The organism is Bacillus sp. FSL R7-0685, from assembly GCF_038002425.1.
Lineage (GTDB): Bacteria > Bacillota > Bacilli > Bacillales > Bacillaceae > Bacillus > Bacillus subtilis.
Map to the genome: position 1 here is coordinate 2,559,541 of NZ_JBBOCN010000001.1, position 25,942 is coordinate 2,585,482.

A 25,942-nucleotide genomic window follows, 5' to 3' on the forward strand; every position below is an offset into this window, starting at 1 on the left:
TTCATTAGCCTTTTTGAATCCAAAATTTCAATACATCGCCCTCGTCCGTTTGCTCTAAAAGGTCATGTCCGCCTGATTTAGACCAGGCTGCAAGATCATTTTTAGCTCCCTTATCTGTTGCATGCACTTCTAATATTTGACCTGATTCCAGTTCATTCATCGCTTTTTTTGTCCTGACGATTGGCATTGGGCATGCCAGGCCTTTTGCGTCTAATACTTTATCTGAGTTCATGTTCATCTCTCCTCTTTTTAATAGAAACTTGTGTTACCGTATTGCACAGCGGTTTGGACCAATCTCCATTTCACGCTGTTTTTCTTCATCTGGGCTGATTTTCCCCATGTTTGTTTCTCGAATCTCTTGGTATGCATTTGGTTGCGGAGGCAAATGATCTGTTACTAGGTGTCTAAATTCTGTTTCATCCGCAATGTTCAAACCATGGTTCTCGCTAAATAATGTACTTAGTTTTTTACCAACACTTCCATCCTCATTTAGCTCGTCAATGATCATAAAGTGTGCTGGTAATACAATTAAATCCTTTGATAACGCTTTGTAACGGCTATAAAGCGTTTTTCTTAAATCTCCTACCCAATCTTCTGCCATACCGGCTAAGTCTGGTCTGCCAATTGAATCAATAAACAAAATATCACCTGAAAGAAGATACAGATCATCGACAATGAAAGAAGTGGACCCAATCGTGTGCCCCGGAGAATAAATCGGTTGAATTTTAATCGTTGTATTTCCAATAATAATGTCATTTCCTTCTTCCAACGGCTGATAATCGAATACCACTTCTTCAGCATCTTTAGGCGGTAACCAGTAGGTTGCTTTTGTTTTTTCAGCAATGACTCTGCCGCCTGAAATATGGTCCGCGTGAAGATGTGTATCAAATACGTGAGTAATCGTTGCACCCTTCTCCTTCGCAAAATCCATAAAGAAATCTACCATACGTGTCGCATCAATAATTGCTGCTTCACCATTGGAAATGACCATGTATGACAAGCAGCCTTTACCGATTCGAACAAACTGATACATCTCACCGCCATCTTTTAAATCCCCGACTTTTACCGGCTCTAAATGTTCGCTCCATGCTTTCATTCCACCCTTAAGGTAGGATACAGAATGACCTGCTTCAGAAAGCATTTCGGATACCATGACGGATGAACCTTCTTTTGCGCAAACGACCAGCACTTCTTTATCAGAAGGAATTTTCTCCAAGATATCTTCTACGCCATCTAAAAGATCAAAATAAGGAACATTCAAATGGTCAAAGTCATGCCCTTCTATCTTCCAATCGTTAAAATCATTTTCATTACGCACATCCAAAATAAATAAAGGTTCTTTGTTAAAGATTTTTTTTGTCGCTTCTTTTGGGGTCATTGCCTTTACGGTCATGTTTCAATACCTCCTATATCAAATCTTTTAGCGGGACTAAAACGTTAAGGATACATCAGCATCTTTCGCAAAACCAAAAAAGGTAACAGCCCCGCCTACTTCGATTCCTTCCATAAAATCATCTTTTGTTAAACCCATAACGTCCATCGTTATTTGACAACCAAATCATGCAACTCCCATTTCAATCAGCTAAGAATAGAAGGCACATACTTTATAAGCATCAAACAGACCATCATTTTCCGCAATAATCGCTACTCATCTGTTCATCATGCTTTTTATTTATTCGGTTTTACCTGTCCAATCCCGCATACCGGGGACAACATTAATAACTTTTTTAAAACCTTGTTTCTTCATGGTGCGGGCCGCCATTTCACTCCTTCTTCCCGAATGGCAGATAATATAAATTTCATCATTTTTGTTTAATTCGTCAGAGCGCTTTTCCACTTCACCAAGAGGGATATGCACAACTCCAGGGATATGAGCTTTTTCATATTCCTCTATCTCTCGAACATCTAAAATGTTAAGAGACTCGTCACTATCTACTTTCTGTTTGAAAGCTTCTAATGAAATCTCAGGAATTGAAGATGCATTTTCTGATGAATGCTCTCCTCCTTTTCGAAGAAAATGACGAAGTATTTCTCCCTCTGCTTCAGTACCTAGATATTCATGGCCTGTACTTTTTGCCCATGCTTCCAGATCTGCTGTAGAACCTTTATCTGTCGCATGAATTTCCAATACTTCACCAGCTTTTAAATCCTTCATTCTCTTCTTCGTTTTTACGATAGGCATTGGACACGCCAAACCTTTAGCGTCTAGTACAATAGTTGCTTTCATCATTTTTTTCCTCCTTTTCTCATATAGGGGTGGGGGTATATAAATATACAAAAAGTTTCTCACTAGAAGTTAATACCATGTATTCATGCCCCTTTTATATTTGTGATCTTTTTAAATCCTTGTTTCTTCAATATTTTTACTTCCCTTTAAACTTCTCCTTCCGCTTAGCAATGAGTAAATGAGTAACATTAGATAAATAAGTTGACACTGCCTTCCTCAGCATCTGCCAAATAAGCTGCTACACCAGCATAGTCAATATCATCTAATAGTTCTTTTTCCTGTAAACCAAGAAGATCCATTGTCATCGTACAAGCTACGAGCTTTACCCCCTGTTCTTGAGCCATCTCAATCAACTGAGGTAATGTAAGTGCATTATGCTTTTTCATCACATTTTTAATCATTTTAGGGCCCATACCTGCAAAGTTCATTTTAGATAAACCCATCTTATCAGCACCACGAGGCATCATCTTTCCAAACATTTTTTCAAGAAATCCTTTTTTCACTGGAATCAGCTCTTCTTTACGTAAAGCGTTTAATCCCCAAAAAGTATGGAAGATCGTCACTTCATGATCGTAGGCAGCTGCACCATTTGCAATAATATAGGCTGCCATTGCTTTATCATAATCCCCGCTAAATAAAACAATTGTTGTGCGTTTTGTTTGTTCTGTCATGTTGATTCTCCTAACTAATTACCCCCATGGGTATATTGAAGTCAAAAAATTTTTTTCGAAAGATCTGCTTTTATTCAACTCTTTAAATACCATAGGGGGTATAATATAACGCATATAAAAATTCGTCAACCTTAGGTTGATGAATTTTTATCGGCTCTTTACCAATAAGTCGACTGCTTCTTTTACTAAATTTTGTGTGTCTTCGCCTTTTTCTAAACTTTCACGAACACAATGTTCAAGGTTTGTGCTCACAATTAAACCCATCGCTCGATCGATCGCATTACGGGAAGCTGCTAATTGGGTCACAACCTCTCTACAATCTTTTCCTTGTTCCATCATAGTCAATACACCTTTAATTTGTCCTTCAATCCGTCGTAAGCGGTTTTTAATCTTTTGATCATACTCCATATATCAATGAAATCCTTTCTTTCATTTATTTTTACAATGCTGCCAGTTCATAACTGTTTACATGGATACCTTTGCGCTTTAGAAAACGCACTCCTAAATTTAATTCCAAGCTATTATGTGTATTTTATCACGTGGAATCTCTAAATAAAAACGTTTTAGATACGCATATGGGATGTTTAAAATAATATTATCCGAAAAATTGGGTACATCGTTATAATGGCGAATATCTAATATTGTGATGTCCATAGCCTTTAATTTATCTTTATGGATACAAGAGATTCCGGTTATAGGATAATAACGTCTATACGTTGCAATGATAATCACAAAAATAAGTAGGAATGCAATAACTAAATAATTGATACTACTTACACCACCTTATTAACTCTTTGTTATTCACAAAACAATAATATACCCCCATAGGTATATAGTCAAGTGTGAAAGTTACTTTCTTTGAGCTGATAGATTCATTTCGATATCCGCGGATTGAAAAAATACTTACATTCGATAATGCCAATTCTGCTAAAAGGAACTCGAATAAAGCAATAAGCCGATTTAATTTTAAATCGGCTTTATTTATCAATTACTTAAAATTAGCACAAGACACGCTGCTTGGATATTAAATGGGGTTTCATTAGCATGGTACTGGTTCCCCATGTTTCATGCTGAATGTGACTTTAATTATTCTAGAATTCTGCAGAATATCTGTGCTAATCTTCCGCAGCCACTGCATCTGCTTTGGTTTCATGAACTGTACCAAATGGATGGTTAGGAGGAGCATAAATGGAGTAAAGTTTTAATGGCGTATTTCCTGTATTAATTACGTTGTGCCAAGTGCCGGCAGGGACAACAATGGCAGAATCATCATATACATTTCTTTGAAAGTTCAAATGATCTTTACTCTTTCCCATTTTGACGATCCCACGCCCCTGCTCAATCCGTAAGAACTGGTCAACGTTAGGATGGATTTCCAAACCAATGTCTTCTCCAATACCAAGACTCATCAAAGTCACTTGAAAATGCTTTCCTGTCCATAAAGCAGTACGGAACGTATTGTTTTGTTTTGTGGCTCTATTGATATTTACAACAAATGGTTTTGGTCCATAATCCTTCAAAAGAAGGTTTCTATCTTCATATGAAGAGCGCAAATCGGCACCTCTGTGTACGTTCTCCATCTCATTTGGAATAGTCCAATAAACAGATCTTCCGTCATTATACATCGGCACAGTCACATAATAATAACATTGAGGCGAAAAAGGGTTATAGTACATTTTTTGATCCCCGCAATTATAAATTTTTGTGATAGTATCCTATGCATTTATTAAGGGAGTGTGCTAAATCAAGAAAACTCATATTAAACACAAAAATGAATGTTCGATCACCGTTTGATTCATGGATGAATAATTTATCACCGACCTTGTAATCGTTTTCTGGATGTTGAATTTCACTAGCCTTTGTTAACAAGACATCGAATGACACCTTTATATGATGGATTATCAAAGGTCGACGATCCTAAATGGCTTTTGAACATTTACATAGCACAACAACAGAGTATACGGAATTCTGTTGTTTGTCCCCCCTATCCCAGCTCTTTTAGATTTATCTCTTTGGATGCGCCTTGATGGCCAGCTTTTCAGCAGCGTAGTATTTAGCGCCTCCTGAATCGTTATAGCATATTTCAACGCCGATAGACTTGCGGTTCCCAGTGCCGTTTGTACCGTCACCTGTATGTGGGCTCGCTTTTAGTAAACCAGTTTATATTCTTTTTGGGCACACAATAGAAGCAATTTTTCATATGAAAATTTCGTAATCTTACACCTCTTTAACTTGAAGGAGGATTTTTGCATATGTATTTTCATACCCGTCAACTACCATCTCATCCAGCATATATTCCTCATATGCATTTTCCCCTATTTGCATTCCATTCTTTTCAATGAACTCAATGATTCTCCGGTACGCCTCTTCAGTATTTCCGCCTATTTCATATCCAACTGCATACAGGCCTTTTGGTCGTACATGATAATTTATGTTCTCTGCCCCATCTTTTACTTTTATATAAAAGTAACTGTAATTGTAGAAGTCTTTTTCTAAGATTTGTTCCCGTGCAAAGATTCCGCCTATCGGATATCCTTCATCTAATTCATATTGCTGAACTTCATGAATGAGTTCTGAAATGGCTGCCACATATTTTCGTTCCGGTAAGTTTAATGTTTTTCGGCTTAACATGAATGTTTCTTCATTTAAATATTCAAAAGAAATTGAGGAAAAATCAATCTCAAGTGCTTGTTCTGTAAGCGTCACTTTTGTTTGTAAGATCATTTGCAACTGCTTAAGCTCATTTATTTTTTTATCAATCTCAATAGACTTTTCTTTTAGAACATGCAGGATCTTGTCTGGTGTTTTTCCTTTTATTAGACACTTTATTTCTTTTAATGGAACCCCAAGCTCTTTAAATAGACTGATGACTTGAAAAATCTCAAATTGATGATAGGAATAATATCTATACCCATTTTCTTTTTTTATTTCCGGCGAGAAAAGACCAATCTCATCATAATGAAATAAGGTTTGTTTTTTTACACGGCAGAGCTTCGAAAACTCCCCTGTTGTGAAATACTTCTTAACATCTTCGCTCATAAAAACCTCCTTGACTATACGGTAACCATATACCTTATGATTTGATTGTACTTGAAAAAAGCTTCAAGCGAAAAGGATAGGTAAAAAGGGTTCAATTGAGTAAAAGGGGAATTCAGATGAAAAAATCAATAAATGAGCAAAAAACGATATTCATTATACTATTAAGCAACATCTTCGTAGCATTTCTTGGTATCGGTTTAATCATTCCAGTAATGCCTTCTTTTATGAAAATCATGCATTTATCCGGCAGCACAATGGGTTATCTTGTTGCGGCTTTTGCCATTTCTCAGTTAATTACTTCACCTTTTGCAGGTAGGTGGGTTGACCGTTTCGGGAGAAAAAAAATGATTATTCTCGGGTTGCTTATATTCAGTTTATCTGAGTTGATTTTCGGATTAGGGACCCATGTTTCAATATTTTATTTCTCGAGGATATTGGGTGGTGTAAGTGCGGCTTTTATCATGCCCGCGGTAACAGCATATGTAGCTGATATTACAACCCTAAAGGAAAGGTCAAAGGCTATGGGGTATGTTTCTGCTGCAATTAGCACAGGCTTTATTATTGGGCCTGGTGCGGGAGGATTTATTGCCGGCTTTGGCATCCGCATGCCGTTTTTCTTCGCCTCCGCCATCGCGTTAATAGCAGCTGTCACTTCTGTTTTTATACTAAAAGAGTCATTGTCGATAGAAGAACGCCATCAACTCTCATCTCATACAAAGGAATCAAATTTCATTAAAGACTTGAAGAGATCCATTCATCCTGTCTATTTCATTGCATTTATTATCGTCTTTGTAATGGCTTTTGGTTTATCAGCTTATGAAACGGTATTCAGCTTGTTTTCTGATCATAAATTTGGCTTCACACCAAAAGATATTGCAGCCATTATTACGATTAGCTCCATTGTTGCGGTAGTTATTCAAGTTTTACTTTTCGGGAAATTGGTCAACAAACTTGGAGAGAAAAGAATGATTCAGCTGTGCTTAATAACCGGTGCGATCTTGGCTTTCGTGTCTACTGTTATGTCAGGATTTTTAACTGTTTTGCTTGTAACTTGTTTTATTTTTCTGGCGTTCGATTTGCTACGTCCGGCCTTAACCGCTCATTTATCCAATATGGCCGGTAACCAGCAGGGTTTCGTAGCAGGCATGAACTCCACATACACCAGCCTGGGAAATATATTTGGACCTGCTCTAGGCGGTATACTATTTGATCTTAACATTCATTATCCTTTCCTTTTTGCAGGTTTCGTTATGTTTGTCGGCCTTGGTCTTACAATGGTTTGGAAAGAAAAAAAGAATGATGCTGCAGCTTTGAATTAATTCATTTTCTATAAAGTCAAGTCATTTGGATGCAGGGAATGCCCCTGGTTAGGCACAATAAGAAAAGGTACTTAATTTGATAGGCTACATGTTGCTTGACGTGAATATAGTTTAAGCTGAGTTTTAGCAATATCAGGATACCGGGATAAGAAAAAAGGAGAATGTAGTATGAGTATAAAAATAAAAGGAGTAACTGATGATAATCGTGCTGCAATTCTTGATCTACATGTCAGCCAGAATCAATTATCATATATTGAATCTACAAAAATATGTTTAGAGGATGCAAACGAATGTCACTATTATAAACCTGTCGGGCTTTACTATGAAGGAGATCTAGTCGGTTTTGCAATGTATGGATTGTTTCCCGAGTATGATGAAGATAATAAAAACGGACGAGTCTGGCTTGACCGATTTTTTATTGACGAACGCTATCAGGGAAAAGGATTAGGGAAGAAAATGCTTAAAGCCCTCATTCAGCACCTTGCTGAGCTATATAAATGCAAAAGAATTTATTTAAGTATATTTGAAAATAATATTCATGCTATACGCCTTTATCAAAGGTTTGGTTTTCAATTTAATGGTGAACTCGACTTTAATGGTGAGAAGGTAATGGTAAAAGAGCTATAGATATCCAGGCCTCCTTTTTTGCTGAGAAACGTTTGAACTTCGATAATGATTACCTACTTAAACTGCAAGATCATTGTTTAAAAAAGCCTGGATGAAAATTTCATCTCAGGCTTTAAGCATCTTATTAGTCAAAATCTCATGTGTTTTATCCAGATGTTATTCTTTTTTCCGGACAATTTCTAAATAATTAATATGCCGGCCAACTGTTTTGTGCACTTTAAAAATATACCCATCGGCTTCTATAACGGTCCCAACTGCAGCGTCTATTTGTTGAGTCATAAACCAGCCGCCTATTGTATCCACTTCGTCACTTGCTAACGTCGTTCCCAATAAATCATTTACATCTTCAATGAGCACTTTCGAATCTAAGATATAGTGATTATCATTTACTTTTCTAATATTAGGCACTTCATCTTTATCAAATTCATCTCTGATTTCCCCGACAATTTCTTCAAGAATATCTTCAGCAGTGACTAAACCTGAAGTGCCGCCATATTCATCCACAAGAATAGCGATATGTGTTCGCTCTTTTTGCATTTTTACCAATAAATCATGAATTGGAACGGATTCAATAACATGGATAACAGGGTTGATATGATTTTCTAACTTGAAATCCTCTTTTATCTTCTGGTCTGTGTCAATATAAGCTGACAAAAATTCTTTAGCATTGATAAAACCAATGATTGAATCTTTATCTCCATTTAGGACTGGGTACCTTGTATAGCTCTCTGTCTTAATGGTCTTAACAATAGTTTCATAAGAATCCTCACTAGAAATCGCTACGATCTCTCTTCTCGGAATCATAATTTCTTTGGCGATTCTTTCATCAAATTCAAAAATATTATTTACATATTTCAACTCATTTTGATTGATTTCACCGCTCTTATAGCTTTCAGACAGTAAGATGCGCAGTTCTTCTTCAGAATGAGCAAGTTCATGTTCTGATGCAGGTTTCAAACCGAAGAGTCCTACTATAAACCGGGCTGAACCATTTAAAAACCATATAAAAGGGAACAGGATGCGGTAAAACCAAATAATTGGCTTTGCAGTCAAAAGAGTGATGGTTTCCGCTTTTTGGATAGCGAGTGTTTTAGGAGCAAGTTCTCCAACTACAACGTGCAAAAAAGTCGCCATCACAAAAGCAATCACTAAGATCAATACATGTGAGACTGTTTCACTTACATGAAAATGAGCAAATAAGGGGTGCAAAATCACTTCAAAAGTCGATTCTCCAACCCAGCCAATTCCCAACGCTGTAACCGTGATCCCTAATTGACAAGCTGACAAATATTCGTCCAAATGAGTAATGACCTTTTTGGCTGATACGGCACCTTTTTTTCCCTCTAATATGAGTTGGTCAATTTTTGATGACCTGATCTTTACTATCGCAAATTCAGTCGCAACAAAAAATGCTGTTAAGACAATTAAAATAGTAAAGATTATAAGGTTAATGGTTGTCAATGATTTGCCTTACCTAGTAAGGCGTACACCTCCGATATAAATATTTATTTTTATAACCCGTTTTTTCTGAATAAACAAAAAACAGTATATATAACATTATAAGTTCAAAAGAACCTAAAATCAACTCTGAATGATGTAAATAATCATCTTTTTCCGTATGGAGAGTGGTTCCCGTAGTATTCAACTAGCGATTGGTGACGTTTTAAGGCTTAAAATAGAAAGCAAAATAAAAACACACCTGAATTTTCTGGTGTGTTTCAATAATATCCAACCGTCTTGATTTATTTAATGTCTTTATTAAGGTTTTCTTTTAAAATTTGAATCAATTCCGCCTGTTGCTTTATATTTTTGCGGCCATTTCTATTAATTGCAGCAAGTTCACAGACAATTCCAGCTGAAATGAAAAACAATAAACCTTCAAACATTTTAAATCCCCCACCGTCTAAGTGATAGTCAAATTTGTTTTTTCTTTTTGTAATACCTGTTTATAATCTTCCTTACGCTGATATATGTTATTTAAAATGAGTCCAATAATGACAAACAGTGTTCCTACTATATCAAATGCAGTTATGTTATATCCTTTGATCACCATGATTAACAATGTAGTAATGGGGACAAAGTTAATAAATAAAATCCCATTAATGGATGATAGGATTTTAATGCCATAGTTCCAACTAAGGAGGGCTATGATACCTGGTAAAGTAATCATAAATAAAAAATCATACTTAATTGCTGCAATCACTTTAATACTCGGTACCGACACGTAACCTTGCGCGGTAAGTATAGCTGTCATGATTCCTGTTATAGCTGTGCCGAATAAACATGTCAAAGTTGAATAACGAAGTGTGGACCACTCTCGGAATATCTGTCCCCCCATTGTGTAGACAACCCACCCTAAAACACCAATGAATATAAAGAGTATCGAGAATAGATGATCCCCTAATGAAAAAAAGAAACTTATATTACCTTTGGTTATGACCATCGAAGCCCCCAAAAAGGCAATCAATATACTGATCATTGTGTATTTTTTAGGTTTCACATGTTTATATCCCCATAGAATAACAATTGAAAGCATCGGCATGAGTGCCTCGGCAATGGATGCTGTCATAATTCCAGACTTCCCCATCAACCTTTGACCTAAAAAAATAAGAACATTGTATACAGTAAACGCCATCACCCCAAATAAAATGATCCATTTTGCTTTACCCTCTAAATAAAATGATTTTTTTCCTTCTCTCACCAATAATAAAATCACTAACATAATCGTTACCACACCGTAGCGAATAAATGAAAAATAAAACGGATCAACAAATTCTAATGCATGATCTGCAACTGGAAACATCGCGCCCCAAGACATACTTGCTACTAAACATGTAAGGGCACCAATGAATAATTGACCTTTTTTCATTGAATTCCCCCCCTTTTCTTTAAAATTACAATGAGAATTATAAAAAGAAGTAAGCATCAAGTAAAATGAACAAAAGTGATGAAAAACATCATTGATAATGATACTTTAATGAAGGGGGGATCTTCATGGAACTGCGAGACTTACAAATTTTCAAATGCGTAGCCCATCACAAGAGTATTACCGGTGCTGCAAAAGAGTTAAATTATGTACAATCTAATGTAACTGCGCGGATTAAGCAATTAGAGAATGAACTCAAAACACCTCTTTTCAATCGCCATAAAAAAGGGGTTTCACTAAGCCCAGAGGGCCGAAAAATGATTGAATACGTTAACAAAATTTTGAAAGATGTTGAAGAACTGGAGCAAGTCTTTCTAGATACTGATATACCGTCTGGAATATTAAAAATCGGTACAGTGGAAACAGTGAGGATACTGCCGACCATCATAGCTTCCTATTATAAAAAGTATCCTAATGTGGATTTATCATTGCAGGCTGGTCTAACAGAGGAACTTATTAAAAAGGTCATGAATCACGAATTAGACGGAGCTTTTATTTCAGGCCCTTTGAAACATTCTATTCTGGAACAGTATGATGTTTATACTGAAAAACTTACTCTTGTAACCAGTAACAAAACGTTTAATATAGAGGATTTTTCAACGACTCCGATTCTTGTTTTTAATCAGGGGTGCGGGTATCGGTCTAGGCTTGAACAATGGCTCAAAGATGAAGGTGTGCTCCCAAACAGAATGATGGAATTTAACATCCTGGAGACAATCTTAAATAGTGTTGCACTTGGACTCGGTATAACAGTGGTACCGGAATCTGCTGTTATGCATCTTGCTGCACAAGGTAAGGTTTATTGTCACCCATTACCTGAGAAAGACAGCTGTATCTCAACAATCTTTATACGCCATAAAGATGCGTACCTGACAAATTCAATGCGCAGCCTCCTTAAGACCATTGTTGAACATAAAAATATGAGTATGGCTTAAAGTGATTTTTCTCTTTCTATATTCTAACTTCTTAAATAAAAGAGAAGGCTCATCTCCACTTCGCTACCCTTATTCACGCAAAAAATAGAGCAGTAAACATGTGAGTTACTGCTCTGCTTCGTTTATTCACCGTTCATTTGTTTTACAATGTATTCAGCATCATTTCCTACACCTTGAAGCAACGCTGAACCTCGCTTATGCTGCCAAGGCAAACCTATAAAGTACAATCCTTCTACAGGTGAAACACCTCTATGATGTATGATTCGACCTTCTTGATCCAAAACACCTTTTATATTTATCCAACATAAGGGATTCCTGAAACCAGTAGCCCAAATAATATTGTTTACTTCTAATGTAGATGAATCTTTAAAAATGATTTCATTTTGCTTTGCGGCAATGACTCTTTTTTTTAAGATGATCTTTTTCTGTTTTATTGCATGTTTTAATTCATGCCCAAATACTGGATCACCTTTCTTTTGAATGAATTTGCCTACTATTGATGTATGACTTGCATGTAAAACTCCTAGTTTATCAAACCACCAAAAGATGCTTCTTTTTCCGATCATTAAAGGGAAATAAACAAGTTTATTACTACAAGCTAAATATGTAACTCTTTCTTTGGATAATTCAACAGCTATCTGAGCACCACTATTCCCACCACCAACTACTAGTACATTTCCATGTACCAATTGTTTTGAATTCTTATATTGTGATGAGTGTAGTTGATTAATATTATCGGCTAAATCCTTTGATATTGATGGAATATTAGGGGTATGAAAAGGACCTGTAGCAATGACAAGATTCTTCGTTTGATATTCTTCCCGATTTGTTTTTATTAAGAAATGATTCTTTATTTTTAGGACACTTATTACTTCTGTCCGTAATTGGATTGGAATTTCAAATTTTTTAACATATTTCTTTAGATAAGCAACAATTTCATTTTTTGAAGGAAATCCATGTTTTTCTCCTTCAAGATGCATTCCAGGCAAAGAGCTATACATTCGAGAAGTAAATAAAACTAATGAGTCATACCGATCTTTCCAGCTCTCCCCCACCTCATGACTTTTATCCAAAATAATAAACTTTTGATCGGACTGCTTTAGATAATATCCTATCGAGATCCCTGCTTGACCAGCCCCGATTACTATAGTGTCGTACACATTATCACCCCGCCAATTTCAAATTGTCAGTAGACAGAATCTGCAAAATGCTAGTTGATCTCCTCACTATAAAGTTAGATAAAAAATTTAATGGTGATGGTGGTCACGCGGCTTCTCAATTTTGGCCTGACAAAGGATCGCATTGTCGTGATTATGCGCTTCGGTTTCCATTTGAATGGTTACGTGCGTAATGCCTTTATGCTCAAGTTCATGTTCAATTTTGCGTAAAATATTTTCACTTTCTGAAATGGTCAGTTGACCGTCAACAACTGCGTGGCAAGAAAGAGCATTCAATCCGCTTGTGATAGACCATATGTGTAAATCATGAATGTTTTGAATTCCCTCTGTCCCTTCAATTGTACGAATGATATCATAGACATCGATATTTTCTGGAGTTCCTTCCATTAATATGTGAATGGAATCTTTAGTCACATTGTAACCGCTTCTTAGAACAAGAATAGCCACAATGATACTAGCCAATGGGTCTGCCCAGCCCCATCCAAAGAAGATGATAAGTATGGCAGCTAAAATGGCACCTACAGAGCCGAGCATATCGCTTATTACATGTAAATAAGCTCCTCTTATATTCAGATTATTCTTTGTATCTCCGCCACTCATCATAATCCAAGCGACCAATAGATTCACAACTAACCCGATGATACTAATTGTAAGCATGCCGGTTGTTGCTACTTCTGGTGGATGAGAGAAGCGTTCGATTGCTTCATAAATGATATAAAGAGAAATAAGAATTAAGGCAGCACCGTTTATCACAGCTGCAAGAATCTCAAATCGTTTATAGCCGAATGTCTTATTGTGATTTGCCTTTTTTTCAGCTAATGTAAAAGCAATCAGGGCAACCATTAATGAAATTGAATCACTCAGCATATGGCCTGCATCAGATAAAAGCGCCAGGCTATTTGTTAAAAATCCACCTATAGCTTCTATTATCATATAACCTGTAATCATGATAAAAGAGATCAATATAACCTTTTTATTTGCTCCTTCATTATGATTGTGACCCATAAAAAACTCCTCCTTACCTAAAGTTTATTGATACATATGTATTTATTATTTCAAATCTGTTATGAAGCATTCTAACATGATGCAAACAATATTTATATATGAGCATGTGTTCATATATAAATATATCTGCTCTTTACTGAAATGTCAAAATATTTTTTATAGAAATCCACAATACCTCCTTAATTATTCTTTTATAAACATAAAAAAGCGGAGCAAACACATGGTTTGCTCCGCTACCCTAGTTTCTCTATCCTTTTCTTCAATCAAGCATTTGAGGGTAGTATTCAACTACAATTTACCTGTTAAAAATTGGGCCTCACCAAGCCCAAAACTCCAGTCAGCATTATCATTTTCAACAATAGATACAATTAAATCAGTTGATGCGATACCACACTCAGATTCCAGTCTTTCAGCTAACAGCCTGTAAAATTTTTGTTTCTTCTCTTCCGGTCGGGATTTACTTGTAACTGAAAGAACAACAAGATTTTTAGTTCGGTTAAATCCTAACCCAGTATCCTCAATAATCATATGATTTTCTGGATGTTCATGAACAATTTGATAACGGTCTTGTTGAGGCACATCAAAAGCCTCTACTACAACATTGTGAGCGACATCTAAAAGTTTTTTCAAACTTGATTGATCTCGCCCTTCTATTAAGTCAAAACGAAGTAATGGCATAAAATCCCCTCCTTCTACTGTCAGATATTTCTAATCATCTGCTACATAATGTGCTCATTTTTATTCTTACTACATTAGAATAAAATAATTTCCCAATAACCCCTTCATTCTGTTGTTAGTCAAGCCTATGTTATGATGTGTATTTCCATAGGCAATATACTGAATCAACTTCGAGTAATTAACCATTTTTTGAAATAGCCTTATCACTTACTCTAGAAATCATTTATTCTTCTAAGCTTTAGTTTACATGAAGCTCTGCTATCATATATAATTCAAAATTAAGATGGAAGACATCTCAAAATCAGATATCAATTATGGAGGACTGCATGAATATTCAGTTGTTACAGGTTTTTCTCACTACTGCTCGTGAAGGCAGTATTTCCAAGGCTGCTCAGACTTTAAATTATGCACAATCGAATGTAACGAATAAGATATAACAACTAGAAAACGATTTACAGACAAAATTATTCTATCGTCATAGTCGAGGAATCACACTTACTCCCCCAGGGCAAATTCTTGTTTCTTACTCAGAGAAAATTCTACATACTATTGAAGAAGCTAGAGCAGCCATGGGCGAATCATCCGCGCCTTCTGGGCCACTGCGTATAGGATCAATGGAAACAACAGCTGCAGTTTGGCTTCCTCAACTCCTTGCACATTATAATAACCTCTATCCAAATGTTGATTTGAACCTAGTAACCGGCCCTACGGAACAACAAATACAAGCAGTTTTACATTATGAGTTAAACGGCGCTTTTATTTCAGGGCCTATTGAACACCCTGATTTAGTTCAAGAAAAGGTATTGGATGAAGAGATGGTTCTTGTTACAAGTGCTTCACACCCTGTGATTTCTTCCATTCAGGATGTTCAAACACAAACAATGCTTGTATTCCGTAAAGGATGCTCATACAGAGCAAAGCTCAATCATATCCTGCAAGAAGAAGGTTTATTACCTATAAATTTAATGGAATTTGGCATACTTGAAGCGATCATTGGCTGTGTAAGCGCGGGCTTGGGGATTTCACTGCTGCCTCGTTCAATCATTGCTTCGCATGAAAAAGAAGGCCGCATCTGCAGCCACACTATCTCTGACAAATATTCTTTCGTATCAACCATGTTTATAAGGCGGAAAGACACTTTAATTACCCCTGCTTTATCTGCTTTTTTAACGCATATGAGGGATCATTTTCAGGTAAAGAGGCCAGATCAATCGTAAATAAATGGATGGAAGGCAGGCTTCGCTTCAAAATACCTCTGATCAGTTGTCTGATATAAAAATATAGGCGCATCTCATTGTTTGTATAGAGCAAAAAAGCAAACTTCGGTATGTAGTTTGCTTTTTCTTCGTGATTTTGCACTCTGAATTGTGAAACCTAGTCGATATTAGAATGTAGATTTTCCTCATTCAAAGAATTTTGAACGAAGATCATTGCCCTAGACACTTGGTTGCGTCTTGAAGTTAAAGGCTGACTATTTCCTAAAGAGTCAATCGCTCTCACAACTATTAAATATTCACCTACAGATTTCGGGTGACAACGGGAAGATTGATATTTTCGGTTGGACAGGGGCAGAACATCCAATTGTAACAGTTGAAGTATCCACTGATGGAGGAGATCCTGCAGATCTGAGTGATATTGCTGTTGATTGATCAACTTGTTTTTGTTCGGAATATACTCAGTATATAGCCGCATATTCCCCCTGTAATAGCTGGAATGAGCCACCCCAGCCCTATGTTATACATAGGAAGAATCTGAGTGAAAATATGATTCACAACTTCAATTTTTATTCCCGCCTCCTTCAAACCGTCAAATAAGCTGATGATGAATGCGAATAATAAACTGCCTTGATACACTTCTGTCTTCCCTTTAAATACAGAATGCAAAAACGTTAAAAATATTAAGGAAATCGCGATAGGATACATCGTCAGTAAGACAGGCATTGACACCTTAATGAGTTGGGTTAATCCTATATTTGCGACAAGTGTACTAAACACTGATAAAACGACAGCAATTTTTTTATAAGAAATGTTCGGAAATAATTCATGAAAAAATGAAGAACACGCTGTGATCAGTCCGACACTTGTCGTCAGACACGCTACTGTAATCATTAAGCCCAATAAGATTGAACCATAAGATCCAAAATAATAGGATGAAATCTTAGCCAAGACCTCTGCTCCATTTTCTAAAATCCCCAGTTCTTCAACGCTGGAAGCCCCCATATAGGAAAGGGCTGTATACATAACTGCTAAGAGTACAGCTGCAATCGCGGCTGCTTTTGCACAAACACCCATCAGCTGTTTTTTGGTAGAAGCTCCTTGTTCTTTCAATGCATTCACGATGATAATTCCAAAAACAAATGCTACAAGGGCATCCAGAGTGAGATATCCTTCCTGAAATCCTTTAAAAAACGCTTGTGATGTGTACCCTTTTGATGGTGCTTGAATGGTTCCAATTGGGCGAAGAAGAGCTACCACTACAAGCAATCCGATAAATGTCAGCTTAATTGGCGTCAAAAATTTCCCAACTATATCAATGATTTTTGAAGGATTAAGTGATAACACGCATGCCAATCCGAAAAATAATATTGTAAATATGATCAATGAGACAGGACCTGCATCATTTGATAAAAAAGGTTTTACCCCAATTTCAAACGATACGTTCCCTGATCTCGAGATAGCGAAAAAAGGCCCGATTGCCAAATAGAGAATCGTCGTAAATACAATGCCAAACACCGGGTGAACACGGCTGGCTAACGACTGTAAGTTTTGTTTACCCGAAAAAACAAATGCTGTTATAGCCAGTAATGGCAATCCAACTCCGGTCACTAAGAAACCTGCATTAGCGACCCATACATTTTTCCCGGCCAATTGACCAAGCATAGGTGGAAAAATGAGATTTCCTGCTCCAAAAAACAATGCAAATAGCATTAATCCTATAATGATGATATAGGAAGCAGACACTTTTTTTGACATTATATATCCTCCGATTAAAGTAGACACTTCTTGAATAGCCAGGAAACATTACAGATGCTATTTGCACTGGCACAGTGTTGATTCCAAAATAAGCTTGTGTCAGTTTTATATATTTTTATCAAGTTTAATAAAAGCATGATTTGATAGTTTCCGATATCGGTTAAAAAACCAATTGCACCAAAACCATATAAACAACGGTTCCCCCCGCTATGGAAAGAAGCATATTTTTCTTCCACAAGTGAAGCAGTACAACTGCAGCTGCTCCAACTAATTCAGGAATGCCATGACTTCCAGAAAGCAGACTCACATCTTTTAAACAATAAATGACCAAAAGCCCGATTACCGCTGATGGCAGCACTTTACCAAGATACTGTACATATTTCGGTGTCGGTTTGCCAGACGGGAAAATCATGAATGGAAGGAACCGTGTCAGCATTGTTCCTAGCACGACCATTGCAATGGTGATCATTTGCTGCGTCATAGTCATCGTCATACGGAAACCTCAGCTTTCTCCAATGGTTTTCTCAGAACAGTCAGTACCCCTAAAATGGCGAGCATAGCAGGAATAATAAATTGGTTTCCGCCAAAAAGGATAAGACAGGCTACTGAAAGTCCAAGTCCTGAGAGAGCACTGTAATGCTTTTTCTCTTTCATCCATTGTTCTATGAATATCACAATAAACAGAGCAGTCATCACAAAATCAAGCCCTTCGGTATTAAACTTCACGTACGATCCAAAAATACCTCCTATCGCTGCCCCCGCGACCCAATATAAATGATTAAGCAGTGTCACAAAAAACATAAACCAGCCCTTGTCAACATTCGCCGGAACATTAGCGGTATAATTGATAGAAAATGATTCATCGCACATTCCGAAAATCAGATAAAGCTTTTTCTTTCCAGTCCCCCTGTACTTATCCAACATGGAAATTCCATAAAACAAATGCCTGGCATTGACCATTAACGTCAAAAAAAGAGCATTCATAGGGTTGAACGCACCAAGTAAAAAATTCGCTGCAACAAACTCCATTGAGCCCGCAAATATCATAAAACTCATGATGATTGGATAGATTGCGCTAAATCCCAAAGAATGCATAAAGATTCCATAAGCTATCCCCAAAAACAAAAACCCCGCAAAAATCGGAATTGTATATGGGAATGCAGAACGAAATGCAGCCCATATTTGACTTCTCTTATTCATATGAGTGTTTATAGCTGGAGAGCTTAAATGTAACGATTCTTTATTTTTATTCAAATCAACAACCTCCTACATTTCATCAATTGGCACACTGACAGTTCTTTTTTCTGTACTCATGACTATGCTTGTGTCAACTCCACTAATAGCAGGGTTCTGCATTAATGAATCAATGATAAAATTCCGATAACTCTCCATGTCCTTCGCCACAATCTTAAGCATATAGTCATGGCTTCCTGTAAGTGTGTAGCATTCTTGAACCTGTGGGAATTTGTTTATATCCTCTAAAAATGAATGAATTGTCTCCCTATTTAAGGGTGATAAGTTGATGAGAGCTAGTGCTGTGACTTCGATTCCAAGTTTTTTCTCATCAACAATAGTCGTAAACTTTTTAATTATACCTGCTTCTACTAGGTTCTTTGTTCTTGCAAGGCAAGCTGATGGTGAAAGCCCAATTTTCTTAGATAAATTTAAATTTGATATTGAAGCATCTTCCTGCAATTCTCTTAAGATGGCCTTATCAGTTTCGTCAAGCATAATACCCATTTCACAACCCCCAATACAACTTAACAGAATTATATTTCACTCAATTTAAATAATAACGAATTTTTATTCGTTAATCAAATATTATTTAAATTTAAATCCTTTTAAAATATTATTCACAGAATAAAATTATCCCCATGATTACCTCATAATGAAATTAACTTACATCAGAAAGAAGTCATGGGAGAGTTATGTACTTGTGTGACTTGATACCAACATCATAAGAAACTTATCAGAAGCCAAAAAGTTATTGCGGTCTCACCGAAAATTGAATTTGCGGTGCCCTATTGCCTTTTTCTGCGAACAAAAATTGTTAAAATTCACAAAACAGAAAGTCTACTCTATTATTATTTTAAATTCGTCCTCTAGTTCCTCTTGAGCCTCTTGTAAAACTTCTAATACATCATCTGCGTATGAACCTAAAAATGTATTGCTGAACTCAAAATTTTTCAAGACTAAAGTGAGCGGCAAATCCACCCACCCTGTCAGGCAATCCCATAAAGATTTATCTTTTAAAACATCATGTAAAACTTCTATATTTTCAAAGTCTTTTCCATCTATCATTATTTTTCTCATTAGAAACTATGCCCTCCATTATTTTATCTTAACAAACGTTTACTATGTAACAGCTGTTTGTCCAAATGAGGCTGAAAACAAATAAAAAACACCGATAGGATGAAACTATTGGTGTTTGCAAGACATCTTCATACCCGGTAGGCATAAATAATGCTAAACTTTGTTTTTAAAAAGCTATCATATCAAATTTTTATGTTACAGCTTTTACTATCGTTTAATCTAATTGAGGAGTAAAACAAGATATGTTTGAAAATCACATATCCCCAAAAAATTAAAAACTAATCGGCAGTTCTTCGAGTGCTCTCATCAGAAAATTCCCTTTCCATTTCATTTGTTTCTTTTCGCCTTTTAACTGTATATTTGGACAGCGGCGTAATAAGGTGGAAATCGCAATCTTTGCTTCTAAGCGGGCTAGCTGTGCACCAAGACAAAAATGATTGCCATGGCCAAAAGCAATATGGCGGTTGTTCTTTCTTTCAATATCAAATATGTCGGCATTTGGAAATATCTTTTCATCACGGTTTGCTGATGCTAAAGAAATGATGATCACATCTTTCCGTTTAATCTCCTGCCCATGCAGTATAAACGGTTCAGCCGTCCAGCGAATTGTCGTTAGCTCAACAGGGCTGTGAAACCGCAATGCTTCTTCTATGGCTGAATTCATCAAGTCCGGCTGCTGGCGGAGCTTTTCTAGTTGATCATGGTGACACATCAGAGCATATGTCATATTGGTGATTAAGTTTACGGTTGTTTCATGACCTGCAACGATAAGCAGCATAATCATCGAGTACAATTCTTCTGTACTTAATTGTGTGCCTTCACTTTCCGCTTGAATTAATGCACTGATTAAATCTCCTGCAGGTTCTCTCCTTTTTTTGCGAACTAAGGATTCCAGATATTCAACAAACTCCCCTAACAAGTGGTCATTCTCCTGAAGTCTTTCAGGGGCATCTGAAAAATCAATAATTGCTTGCGACCATACTCTGAATTTTTGACGATCTTCCAAGGGAATGCCGAGCATTTCACTTATCACGATAATCGGCAATGGAAACGCATAATCGTCTACTAGGTTCATGAATTTGTTGGGCTGCACTTTATCCAATAAAGAATCTGCGATATGCTGGATTTTGTCTTCCAACTGCAAAATCATCCGATGCGTAAATGCTTTTTGAACAAGAGTTCGCAAGCGGTTGTGATCAGGGGGATCTGAATTAAGCATATGTTTTGTTAAAGTCTCTTCATTCTTCAATAGAGCAGGACGTTTTTCTTTTGCGGTAAATACATTTTCATAGTTTTTCTTTAATTTTTCATTCTTTAATAAATGTATTGCATCATCATATCTCGATATGAGCCAGCCTTTCCCCAGAGCTCCTAAAGATAATGGGTAGAGAGGCTGTGATTTTCGCAATTCTTTATAAAATTCATACGCTTCATCTTTAAATGCTCTCAAAGACAATTGACTTTCCGTCAAAATGGTTACACTCTTTTTTTCTTTTGAAGACATTCATTCGACCTCCATCTTTGAAAAGTTATGATAATCTTTAAATATAAAATCAGGACGATTTGTAAAATGATCCATTGAGATCAGTATTCATGATAAGGGCCAAAATGCCGTCCCCGCATTTTGAAATAAAAGATATGAGACAGTCATTAATCATTTTGCTGCCTAAACTCTTTCCCTGATAAAATGGCGAAACTCCTAATACTTCTATGCCGGCTCTTTTAAGGATTTGGAAAATTTTTTAGCCCCATTTTGATTAATGTTATCCCCCCTGCTGCTATATAATCGATCAAGTTTAATGTCGGGTTTATCACGATGTTTTAATAGAGCGGCAACAACCATTTCACCATTCTGAATGCCAACAAAAAAGAAATGCTTTTTAAAATATGCTCTTGTCAGTACTTTATGCATTTCAAAAATAAATGAACGATCTTTTTTTTCGCGTTTTACGAGTAAATCCATAAAAGGATATTGATTGAAAGATTCATGGAATAGCCTTGCCACTTTGCTTCATTCATCTGCCCTTGCTTGTCGATAAAGAAACATTGATGCACCTCCTCTGAGCAGTAAAGCAGGAAATCGAATTAAAGCGCCCTTCCTATTGGAAAGGCGCCTGCCGTTTTACTGTGCCAAAATGTTTTTCATAAGTGAGTTTTTATAAAATCATTTATTAATTGATCAGTTGTCAATATTGTGGCAAATTCATCATGCAATGTAGCTAGAGATATATTATGAATAGTCGCCGCATCATAATATGTATCATTTTGGTCTCTCATTCCGAAGGCTGCTGTTGCATCTGAAATCAGGTATGTATCAAACCCTAAATTACCACTCATTCTTGTGGTGGTTGATACACAGTGAGGCGTGGTTAAACCAGTTATGACTACAGTGGTTATTTCATTTAATTTTAAGAATTCTTCTAAATTCGTACCAATAAAGCTGCTATTTACTGTCTTGGTTATAATGACTTCTTCATCCATAGGCTTAACTATTTCCTTTATCGCAAACCCTTCATTCTTTGGATGGAATAAAGAATGAGGTTTATCAGAAGTGTGTTGTATGTATATGACTGTCCATCCTTTTTCTCTCCATAATTTTAGTATTTTACTAATGTTTTCTTCCGCCTTTACGTTATTCCGTTCCCCCCATTTTTTATCATCGAAGGCTTTTTGTACATCCACAATGATTAAAGCTTTCTTTTCTTCCACAAGATACCCTCCTACGTAGAATTTCTATTTATTACTACATTCTAAATACAAATTTTACTTTTGTACAATTGTTTAATGATGAATTTCAACTGACCGCCTTCTTTATTGGAAAATGCGTTCTAAACTGCAACTGTGCCCAAGCCGTTAACCTTCAATAATCTAATCTGAGAATCACTGGCTCTACAGAGAATGATAAAAAGCACTCTAATAACGAGAACCGATATGAAAAACTATTGATTTAGAAGCCATTTGATACGCTCAGCTGAAAAGATGTAGTGGAGTATTATTAGACATAAAAAGACAATGCCAACTGGTTTTAAATGACTAAAATAAAGCGCTGCAACAGCCATTGCAAAGATCAATAATTCAATAACTAACCTTGTTACTCCGTTTACAGCTATTACAGTTTGTCCGCTTCGACTAGGATCATGAGGTACTGCAAATACAGACCAGACAATCATAACTGCAATAGGTAAAACCAAAGTTAAAACATATTTAAAATAACCATTAAAGCTTATCCAAGCATACCCCCCTAAGGAGATTAGTGCAGCAATTTCAAGGGTGAATCTTAAAAGTAAATTAGTCTGATTCAGTTTTTCCAACTCCTCTATAAAAAACACCCCCGCAGGAGATGCTCTTTCTCTTCTTTATTTCAGCGTATAAAAACTTTTCTGTTCTTCCTCTTTAGATTCTATTGTAGTTTTCGGCGAGATTACCTCTACTTTTGAAGAGATGATACCGACTGCTGCTGTTACCAATGCTCCGATAATAGAACGATGATAAGTATAATGAAATATGACAACTTTTCCCCTCCTATTCAGTTAATTATCCAAATAATCAGGAAGTTGTCTACAATTTGCAGAATTTGTCGAACGAAGTAAAGATTATACCGGGAGGCTTTACTCATTGTATGAATTACAGTAAATAAATTGCCTTCCCTTTTGAGAAGACGTTCCAACTCAGCTAGACTCTTCCAATAGGCTTCCTTTTGGCGCAGCTGCTTTTATTCAAAAATTGAGCAACACCTGAATGTTTCATTGGAATTTCTGAACCATCGATCGCTGCTGAATTTGTTGCAAATGCATACGTAGGAGTAGTCGAATGGTGGTTGAAAAATGAAATGCCTTCCCCACCTCGAGTGATGGCAGAAAAAGCGGGGGTTTTGTTAGAGAGGAATCTATAGATATGTGTATCGAAGATTTGACAGCATTAAAAATTATACTTACATCGTTGGGAATAGGCCAACAATAAAGCGGAAGAACGTTGTCATTTGAAGTGGTTTGGAATAAAAATGATTCGAATATGTTCTTATCATTGGTAAACGAACAAAAAAAGAACATGTTTTGAAAAAAGATAGATCAAAATATCTTCTTATATGTTGTCATAGCGTAACTTTTTTATAAAAAGGTTGATTACATTTTCGGGGCTTCCAAACCAAATTTTGCCCATTCTTCTTTTGCTGGACCATAAATACCTGGAACAGTTAACCCTGCTTGTCTCATAAGAACAGTCATTTGTCCCCGATGGTGATTTTGATGTTGAATTAAAAACATCAAAAGTGAACCGTTAGGCAATTGTTGTCCGATAAAGTTGATACGTTCTTGAAGTGTATGGTCAGTCCATTGGGTTTTTAATGCCTGTACAAATGCATTACTGGCTTGATGATAGCTGTCAGCTATAAACTGAGCCGAAGTTGGAACAGGATAATCTTCAGCTGGGGCATGGAACGTTAAGTCTGTGTTTGAGGTAATGATGCGAATGGCAGCAACAGTATGCCAAGCAATACGGCCTAGAGTCCAATTTTGTGAAGTTATTTCTTGTTTAAGTGATTCATCAGTCAGACTATTTAATAGTTTCTGTGTAGCATCTGCTTCGAACTCCCAAGATTTCAAAAAATGGTCTAAGGTTTGGAACACAAAAATCCTCCTTTACATTCTATTATTTTTTTAATGTGCCTATAGGTTAATTATAATGCCTCGTTTCGTTAAAAAGAACAAAAATTTTGGACAAGAATAATCATAGTAAAATGCGTAGACATTCTTAAACATAACGATTTACGCATCTTTTTACAAACATGGTGACTCCTTGGTCTCCATTGTCAGCGAGAATCAAATATCATATGAAAACAATCCTATATTCTTATTACTTTACTGAGCAATAAATACCTTCCGTATACTTAGTGATGCCTTCATCGTAATCAGGATACTGATATGCAAGACTTTCTGATACAGCTTTTGAATACTTTCTAAATAATGCATAGCAAGTAAATAAAGACTTCCACATTTCCTGATACCCATTCACAGAATATGTAGACATGAGTTCCTCCCATTCTTTATTTGAAAGGTACCGTTTCATAAATTTATAGTTCTTCCCCATACTAAATGAATACCCTTTCTGAGATGCGATATGCCAGGCCATCATTCTCAATAAATTAGGACGTACAATTTCATTTAAATGGTCAATGGCAAAAAGGATTTCATTTCTTGCTAATCCTTTTACTACGTAAGTCGAAACCATCCAGAACTCATTACAGCAATCATCAAATTCCCTTGCAGTCGGCTTTTTCATCCAGTATTGGCGATCATTTGGGGTCACTTTATAGTTGATGAACGAATCCCTATCAAGCAATACCTTAACCAAACCATCGTTATTAGCAAAATAGTCTTCTGCTTCACGAATTGGAATAAGGGTTAGATCTAATTTGTTGCCATCCTCAAAAAGAATAATGTATGAAAACCAATTACCTAATTCGGGAGGAAAAAGCTCCATATCTTCTGGTTTTTGCATCATAATGCGCTTCCCAAAGATTTCGAGCCACTGATCATTTTCTTTAAAAGAATCTACATCAGTTACAAAATACGAGATGTCATAATCTTGGAAGTTGTCAGGAGGGATATTTCTGTTTGTACGCGACCCTTCCAAAGTGACCAATCGGATTCTCTCATCGTTCAAAGCAAAGTCCAAAAAAATGTCCATCATTTCCTGCTCACTTCGCATCGCATGTTCCTCCGTTTCAGCCTTAATATCTAACTGTAAAACCGAATATTCTGTACGTCTTATAGATTTTTTTACTCTTGAATGTGATGTATTCTTCTAAGCTTTATTTTACATGAAGTCCTTCTATATATCATTCAAAATTAAGATGCAAGACATCTCAAAATCAGATATCAACTATGAAGGACTATATGAATATTCAGTTTTTTGTAGAGCCGCCATGGGACGACACTCTTTGACACACTTTAATCTCCCCTGCTTTATCGACATGTTAACTGGTATGAGAGATTGACAAAAAGAAGGAAAACGATATATTTAAGCGAATACGAGTTTTTGAGTAAACTTAAAA

28 protein-coding genes and 6 pseudogenes are annotated in these 25,942 nt (G+C 36.4%); 5 read left to right on the top strand and 29 right to left on the bottom strand.

Features of this window, described 5'->3' with window-relative positions; translation table 11 throughout:
* Positions 1-4: 4 nt before the first annotated feature.
* The 11 genes and pseudogenes from MKY50_RS13390 to bltR form a co-directional block, all read right to left on the bottom strand.
* Positions 5-232: a sulfurtransferase TusA family protein gene (locus MKY50_RS13390; protein ID WP_088326596.1), complete on the bottom strand. Its 228-nt coding sequence runs from the start codon at positions 230-232 to the stop codon at positions 5-7.
* Positions 233-265: 33 nt separating this feature from the next.
* Positions 266-1,400 (bottom strand): annotated as a pseudogene (locus MKY50_RS13395) (MBL fold metallo-hydrolase).
* 29 nt (positions 1,401-1,429) lie between these two features.
* A pseudogene (locus tag MKY50_RS21760) lies at positions 1,430-1,555 on the bottom strand (DsrE/DsrF/DrsH-like family protein); the annotation flags it as partial.
* A gap of 117 nt (positions 1,556-1,672) precedes the next feature.
* On the bottom strand, positions 1,673-2,230 hold the full coding sequence (locus MKY50_RS13405) for a sulfurtransferase TusA family protein (protein ID WP_110109440.1): 558 nt from the start codon (positions 2,228-2,230) through the stop codon (positions 1,673-1,675).
* Between the two features lie 185 nt (positions 2,231-2,415).
* Positions 2,416-2,898: a DsrE/DsrF/DrsH-like family protein gene (locus MKY50_RS13410; RefSeq protein ID WP_024572226.1), complete on the bottom strand. Its 483-nt coding sequence runs from the start codon at positions 2,896-2,898 to the stop codon at positions 2,416-2,418.
* A 147-nt stretch (positions 2,899-3,045) separates the two neighbouring features.
* Complete coding sequence (locus MKY50_RS13415; RefSeq protein ID WP_003237170.1) at positions 3,046-3,306, bottom strand: metal-sensitive transcriptional regulator; 261 nt, start codon at positions 3,304-3,306, stop codon at positions 3,046-3,048.
* Positions 3,307-3,337: 31 nt separating this feature from the next.
* Positions 3,338-3,630, bottom strand: a pseudogene (locus MKY50_RS13420) (sulfurtransferase).
* A gap of 383 nt (positions 3,631-4,013) precedes the next feature.
* Positions 4,014-4,574 carry a cupin domain-containing protein gene (locus MKY50_RS13425; protein WP_015251632.1) on the bottom strand — a complete coding sequence of 187 codons (561 nt, stop codon included), beginning with the start codon at positions 4,572-4,574 and terminating at the stop codon, positions 4,014-4,016.
* Positions 4,575-4,799: 225 nt separating this feature from the next.
* On the bottom strand, positions 4,800-4,943 hold the full coding sequence (locus MKY50_RS13430; RefSeq protein ID WP_032722385.1) for a hypothetical protein: 144 nt from the start codon (positions 4,941-4,943) through the stop codon (positions 4,800-4,802).
* Positions 4,924-5,034: pseudogene (locus MKY50_RS13435) on the bottom strand (N-acetylmuramoyl-L-alanine amidase); the annotation flags it as partial. The gene MKY50_RS13430 and the pseudogene MKY50_RS13435, both read right to left, overlap by 20 nt.
* 81 nt (positions 5,035-5,115) lie before the next feature.
* A complete protein-coding gene (gene bltR, locus MKY50_RS13440) occupies positions 5,116-5,937 on the bottom strand; it encodes a multidrug efflux transcriptional regulator BltR (protein WP_341116814.1) in 822 nt (273 codons plus the stop codon).
* 116 nt (positions 5,938-6,053) lie between these two features.
* On the opposite strand from bltR, the gene blt reads away from it, so the two are divergent.
* Positions 6,054-7,256 carry a multidrug efflux MFS transporter Blt gene (gene blt, locus MKY50_RS13445; protein ID WP_101172364.1) on the top strand — a complete coding sequence of 401 codons (1,203 nt, stop codon included), beginning with the start codon at positions 6,054-6,056 and terminating at the stop codon, positions 7,254-7,256.
* Between the two features lie 168 nt (positions 7,257-7,424).
* On the top strand, positions 7,425-7,883 hold the full coding sequence (gene bltD / locus MKY50_RS13450; RefSeq protein ID WP_015714357.1) for a spermine/spermidine acetyltransferase: 459 nt from the start codon (positions 7,425-7,427) through the stop codon (positions 7,881-7,883).
* Between the two features lie 156 nt (positions 7,884-8,039).
* Here the strand turns inward: bltD and MKY50_RS13455 are convergent, their stop codons facing one another.
* From MKY50_RS13455 to MKY50_RS13465, 3 genes are all read right to left on the bottom strand, one after another.
* Positions 8,040-9,344 carry a hemolysin family protein gene (locus tag MKY50_RS13455; RefSeq protein ID WP_341116815.1) on the bottom strand — a complete coding sequence of 435 codons (1,305 nt, stop codon included), beginning with the start codon at positions 9,342-9,344 and terminating at the stop codon, positions 8,040-8,042.
* Between the two features lie 281 nt (positions 9,345-9,625).
* Positions 9,626-9,769 carry a YrzO family protein gene (locus MKY50_RS13460; protein ID WP_014477437.1) on the bottom strand — a complete coding sequence of 48 codons (144 nt, stop codon included), beginning with the start codon at positions 9,767-9,769 and terminating at the stop codon, positions 9,626-9,628.
* A gap of 17 nt (positions 9,770-9,786) precedes the next feature.
* Complete coding sequence (locus tag MKY50_RS13465) at positions 9,787-10,752, bottom strand: DMT family transporter (protein WP_015714359.1); 966 nt, start codon at positions 10,750-10,752, stop codon at positions 9,787-9,789.
* Between the two features lie 125 nt (positions 10,753-10,877).
* Here MKY50_RS13465 and czcR point away from each other — a divergent pair, with 125 nt between their 5' ends.
* Entirely contained in the window at positions 10,878-11,744 is an 867-nt protein-coding gene (czcR, locus tag MKY50_RS13470; protein WP_015251625.1) for a LysR family transcriptional regulator CzcR, read from the top strand.
* A gap of 122 nt (positions 11,745-11,866) precedes the next feature.
* Here czcR and MKY50_RS13475 read toward each other — a convergent pair whose 3' ends face one another.
* The 3 genes from MKY50_RS13475 to MKY50_RS13485 form a co-directional block, all read right to left on the bottom strand.
* Positions 11,867-12,904 (bottom strand): flavin-containing monooxygenase, encoded by a 1,038-nt coding sequence (locus MKY50_RS13475; RefSeq protein ID WP_185183702.1) that lies wholly within the window; start codon positions 12,902-12,904, stop codon positions 11,867-11,869.
* 87 nt (positions 12,905-12,991) lie between these two features.
* Positions 12,992-13,927 carry a CDF family zinc transporter CzcD gene (gene czcD / locus MKY50_RS13480; protein WP_341116816.1) on the bottom strand — a complete coding sequence of 312 codons (936 nt, stop codon included), beginning with the start codon at positions 13,925-13,927 and terminating at the stop codon, positions 12,992-12,994.
* Between the two features lie 288 nt (positions 13,928-14,215).
* Positions 14,216-14,605 carry a tautomerase family protein gene (locus tag MKY50_RS13485; protein ID WP_004398711.1) on the bottom strand — a complete coding sequence of 130 codons (390 nt, stop codon included), beginning with the start codon at positions 14,603-14,605 and terminating at the stop codon, positions 14,216-14,218.
* Between the two features lie 326 nt (positions 14,606-14,931).
* On the opposite strand from MKY50_RS13485, the pseudogene gltR reads away from it, so the two are divergent.
* Positions 14,932-15,822 (top strand): annotated as a pseudogene (gene gltR / locus MKY50_RS13490) (glutamate biosynthesis transcriptional regulator GltR).
* A 157-nt stretch (positions 15,823-15,979) separates the two neighbouring features.
* Here the strand turns inward: gltR and MKY50_RS13495 are convergent.
* The 10 genes from MKY50_RS13495 to MKY50_RS13540 form a co-directional block, all read right to left on the bottom strand.
* On the bottom strand, positions 15,980-16,297 hold the full coding sequence (locus MKY50_RS13495) for a hypothetical protein (RefSeq protein WP_162868995.1): 318 nt from the start codon (positions 16,295-16,297) through the stop codon (positions 15,980-15,982).
* A complete protein-coding gene (brnQ, locus tag MKY50_RS13500) occupies positions 16,255-17,577 on the bottom strand; it encodes a branched-chain amino acid transport system II carrier protein (protein ID WP_251233086.1) in 1,323 nt (440 codons plus the stop codon). The genes MKY50_RS13495 and brnQ overlap by 43 nt, the downstream gene beginning before the upstream one ends.
* 160 nt (positions 17,578-17,737) lie before the next feature.
* The gene (gene azlD / locus MKY50_RS13505) at positions 17,738-18,070 is read right to left on the bottom strand and encodes a branched-chain amino acid transporter AzlD (protein ID WP_003245988.1); all 333 of its coding nucleotides are present in this window, start codon (positions 18,068-18,070) and stop codon (positions 17,738-17,740) included.
* A complete protein-coding gene (gene azlC / locus MKY50_RS13510) occupies positions 18,067-18,831 on the bottom strand; it encodes an azaleucine resistance protein AzlC (RefSeq protein WP_015251618.1) in 765 nt (254 codons plus the stop codon). Before azlC ends, azlD begins: the two co-directional genes overlap by 4 nt.
* A gap of 12 nt (positions 18,832-18,843) precedes the next feature.
* Positions 18,844-19,317 (bottom strand): azlBCD operon transcriptional regulator AzlB, encoded by a 474-nt coding sequence (azlB, locus tag MKY50_RS13515; protein WP_015251617.1) that lies wholly within the window; start codon positions 19,315-19,317, stop codon positions 18,844-18,846.
* Positions 19,318-19,650: 333 nt separating this feature from the next.
* The gene (locus MKY50_RS13520; protein WP_044052493.1) at positions 19,651-19,890 is read right to left on the bottom strand and encodes a barstar family protein; all 240 of its coding nucleotides are present in this window, start codon (positions 19,888-19,890) and stop codon (positions 19,651-19,653) included.
* A gap of 271 nt (positions 19,891-20,161) precedes the next feature.
* Positions 20,162-21,394, bottom strand: coding sequence for a cytochrome P450 family protein (locus MKY50_RS13525; protein ID WP_341116817.1), 1,233 nt, complete (start codon positions 21,392-21,394; stop codon positions 20,162-20,164).
* A 204-nt stretch (positions 21,395-21,598) separates the two neighbouring features.
* A complete protein-coding gene (locus MKY50_RS13530; RefSeq protein WP_341116819.1) occupies positions 21,599-21,853 on the bottom strand; it encodes a hypothetical protein in 255 nt (84 codons plus the stop codon).
* A 179-nt stretch (positions 21,854-22,032) separates the two neighbouring features.
* A complete protein-coding gene (locus tag MKY50_RS13535; RefSeq protein ID WP_341116820.1) occupies positions 22,033-22,599 on the bottom strand; it encodes a cysteine hydrolase family protein in 567 nt (188 codons plus the stop codon).
* Positions 22,600-22,829: 230 nt separating this feature from the next.
* Positions 22,830-23,201 carry a YrdB family protein gene (locus tag MKY50_RS13540; protein WP_341116822.1) on the bottom strand — a complete coding sequence of 124 codons (372 nt, stop codon included), beginning with the start codon at positions 23,199-23,201 and terminating at the stop codon, positions 22,830-22,832.
* 455 nt (positions 23,202-23,656) lie between these two features.
* Between MKY50_RS13540 and MKY50_RS13545 the strand changes: the two are divergent.
* A pseudogene (locus tag MKY50_RS13545) lies at positions 23,657-23,782 on the top strand (TetR-like C-terminal domain-containing protein); the annotation flags it as partial.
* A gap of 229 nt (positions 23,783-24,011) precedes the next feature.
* Here the strand turns inward: MKY50_RS13545 and MKY50_RS13550 are convergent.
* Positions 24,012-24,515 carry a DinB family protein gene (locus MKY50_RS13550; RefSeq protein WP_015251612.1) on the bottom strand — a complete coding sequence of 168 codons (504 nt, stop codon included), beginning with the start codon at positions 24,513-24,515 and terminating at the stop codon, positions 24,012-24,014.
* Positions 24,516-24,741: 226 nt separating this feature from the next.
* A complete protein-coding gene (gene aadK, locus MKY50_RS13555) occupies positions 24,742-25,596 on the bottom strand; it encodes an aminoglycoside 6-adenylyltransferase AadK (protein WP_341116823.1) in 855 nt (284 codons plus the stop codon).
* Positions 25,597-25,942: the final 346 nt, after the last annotated feature.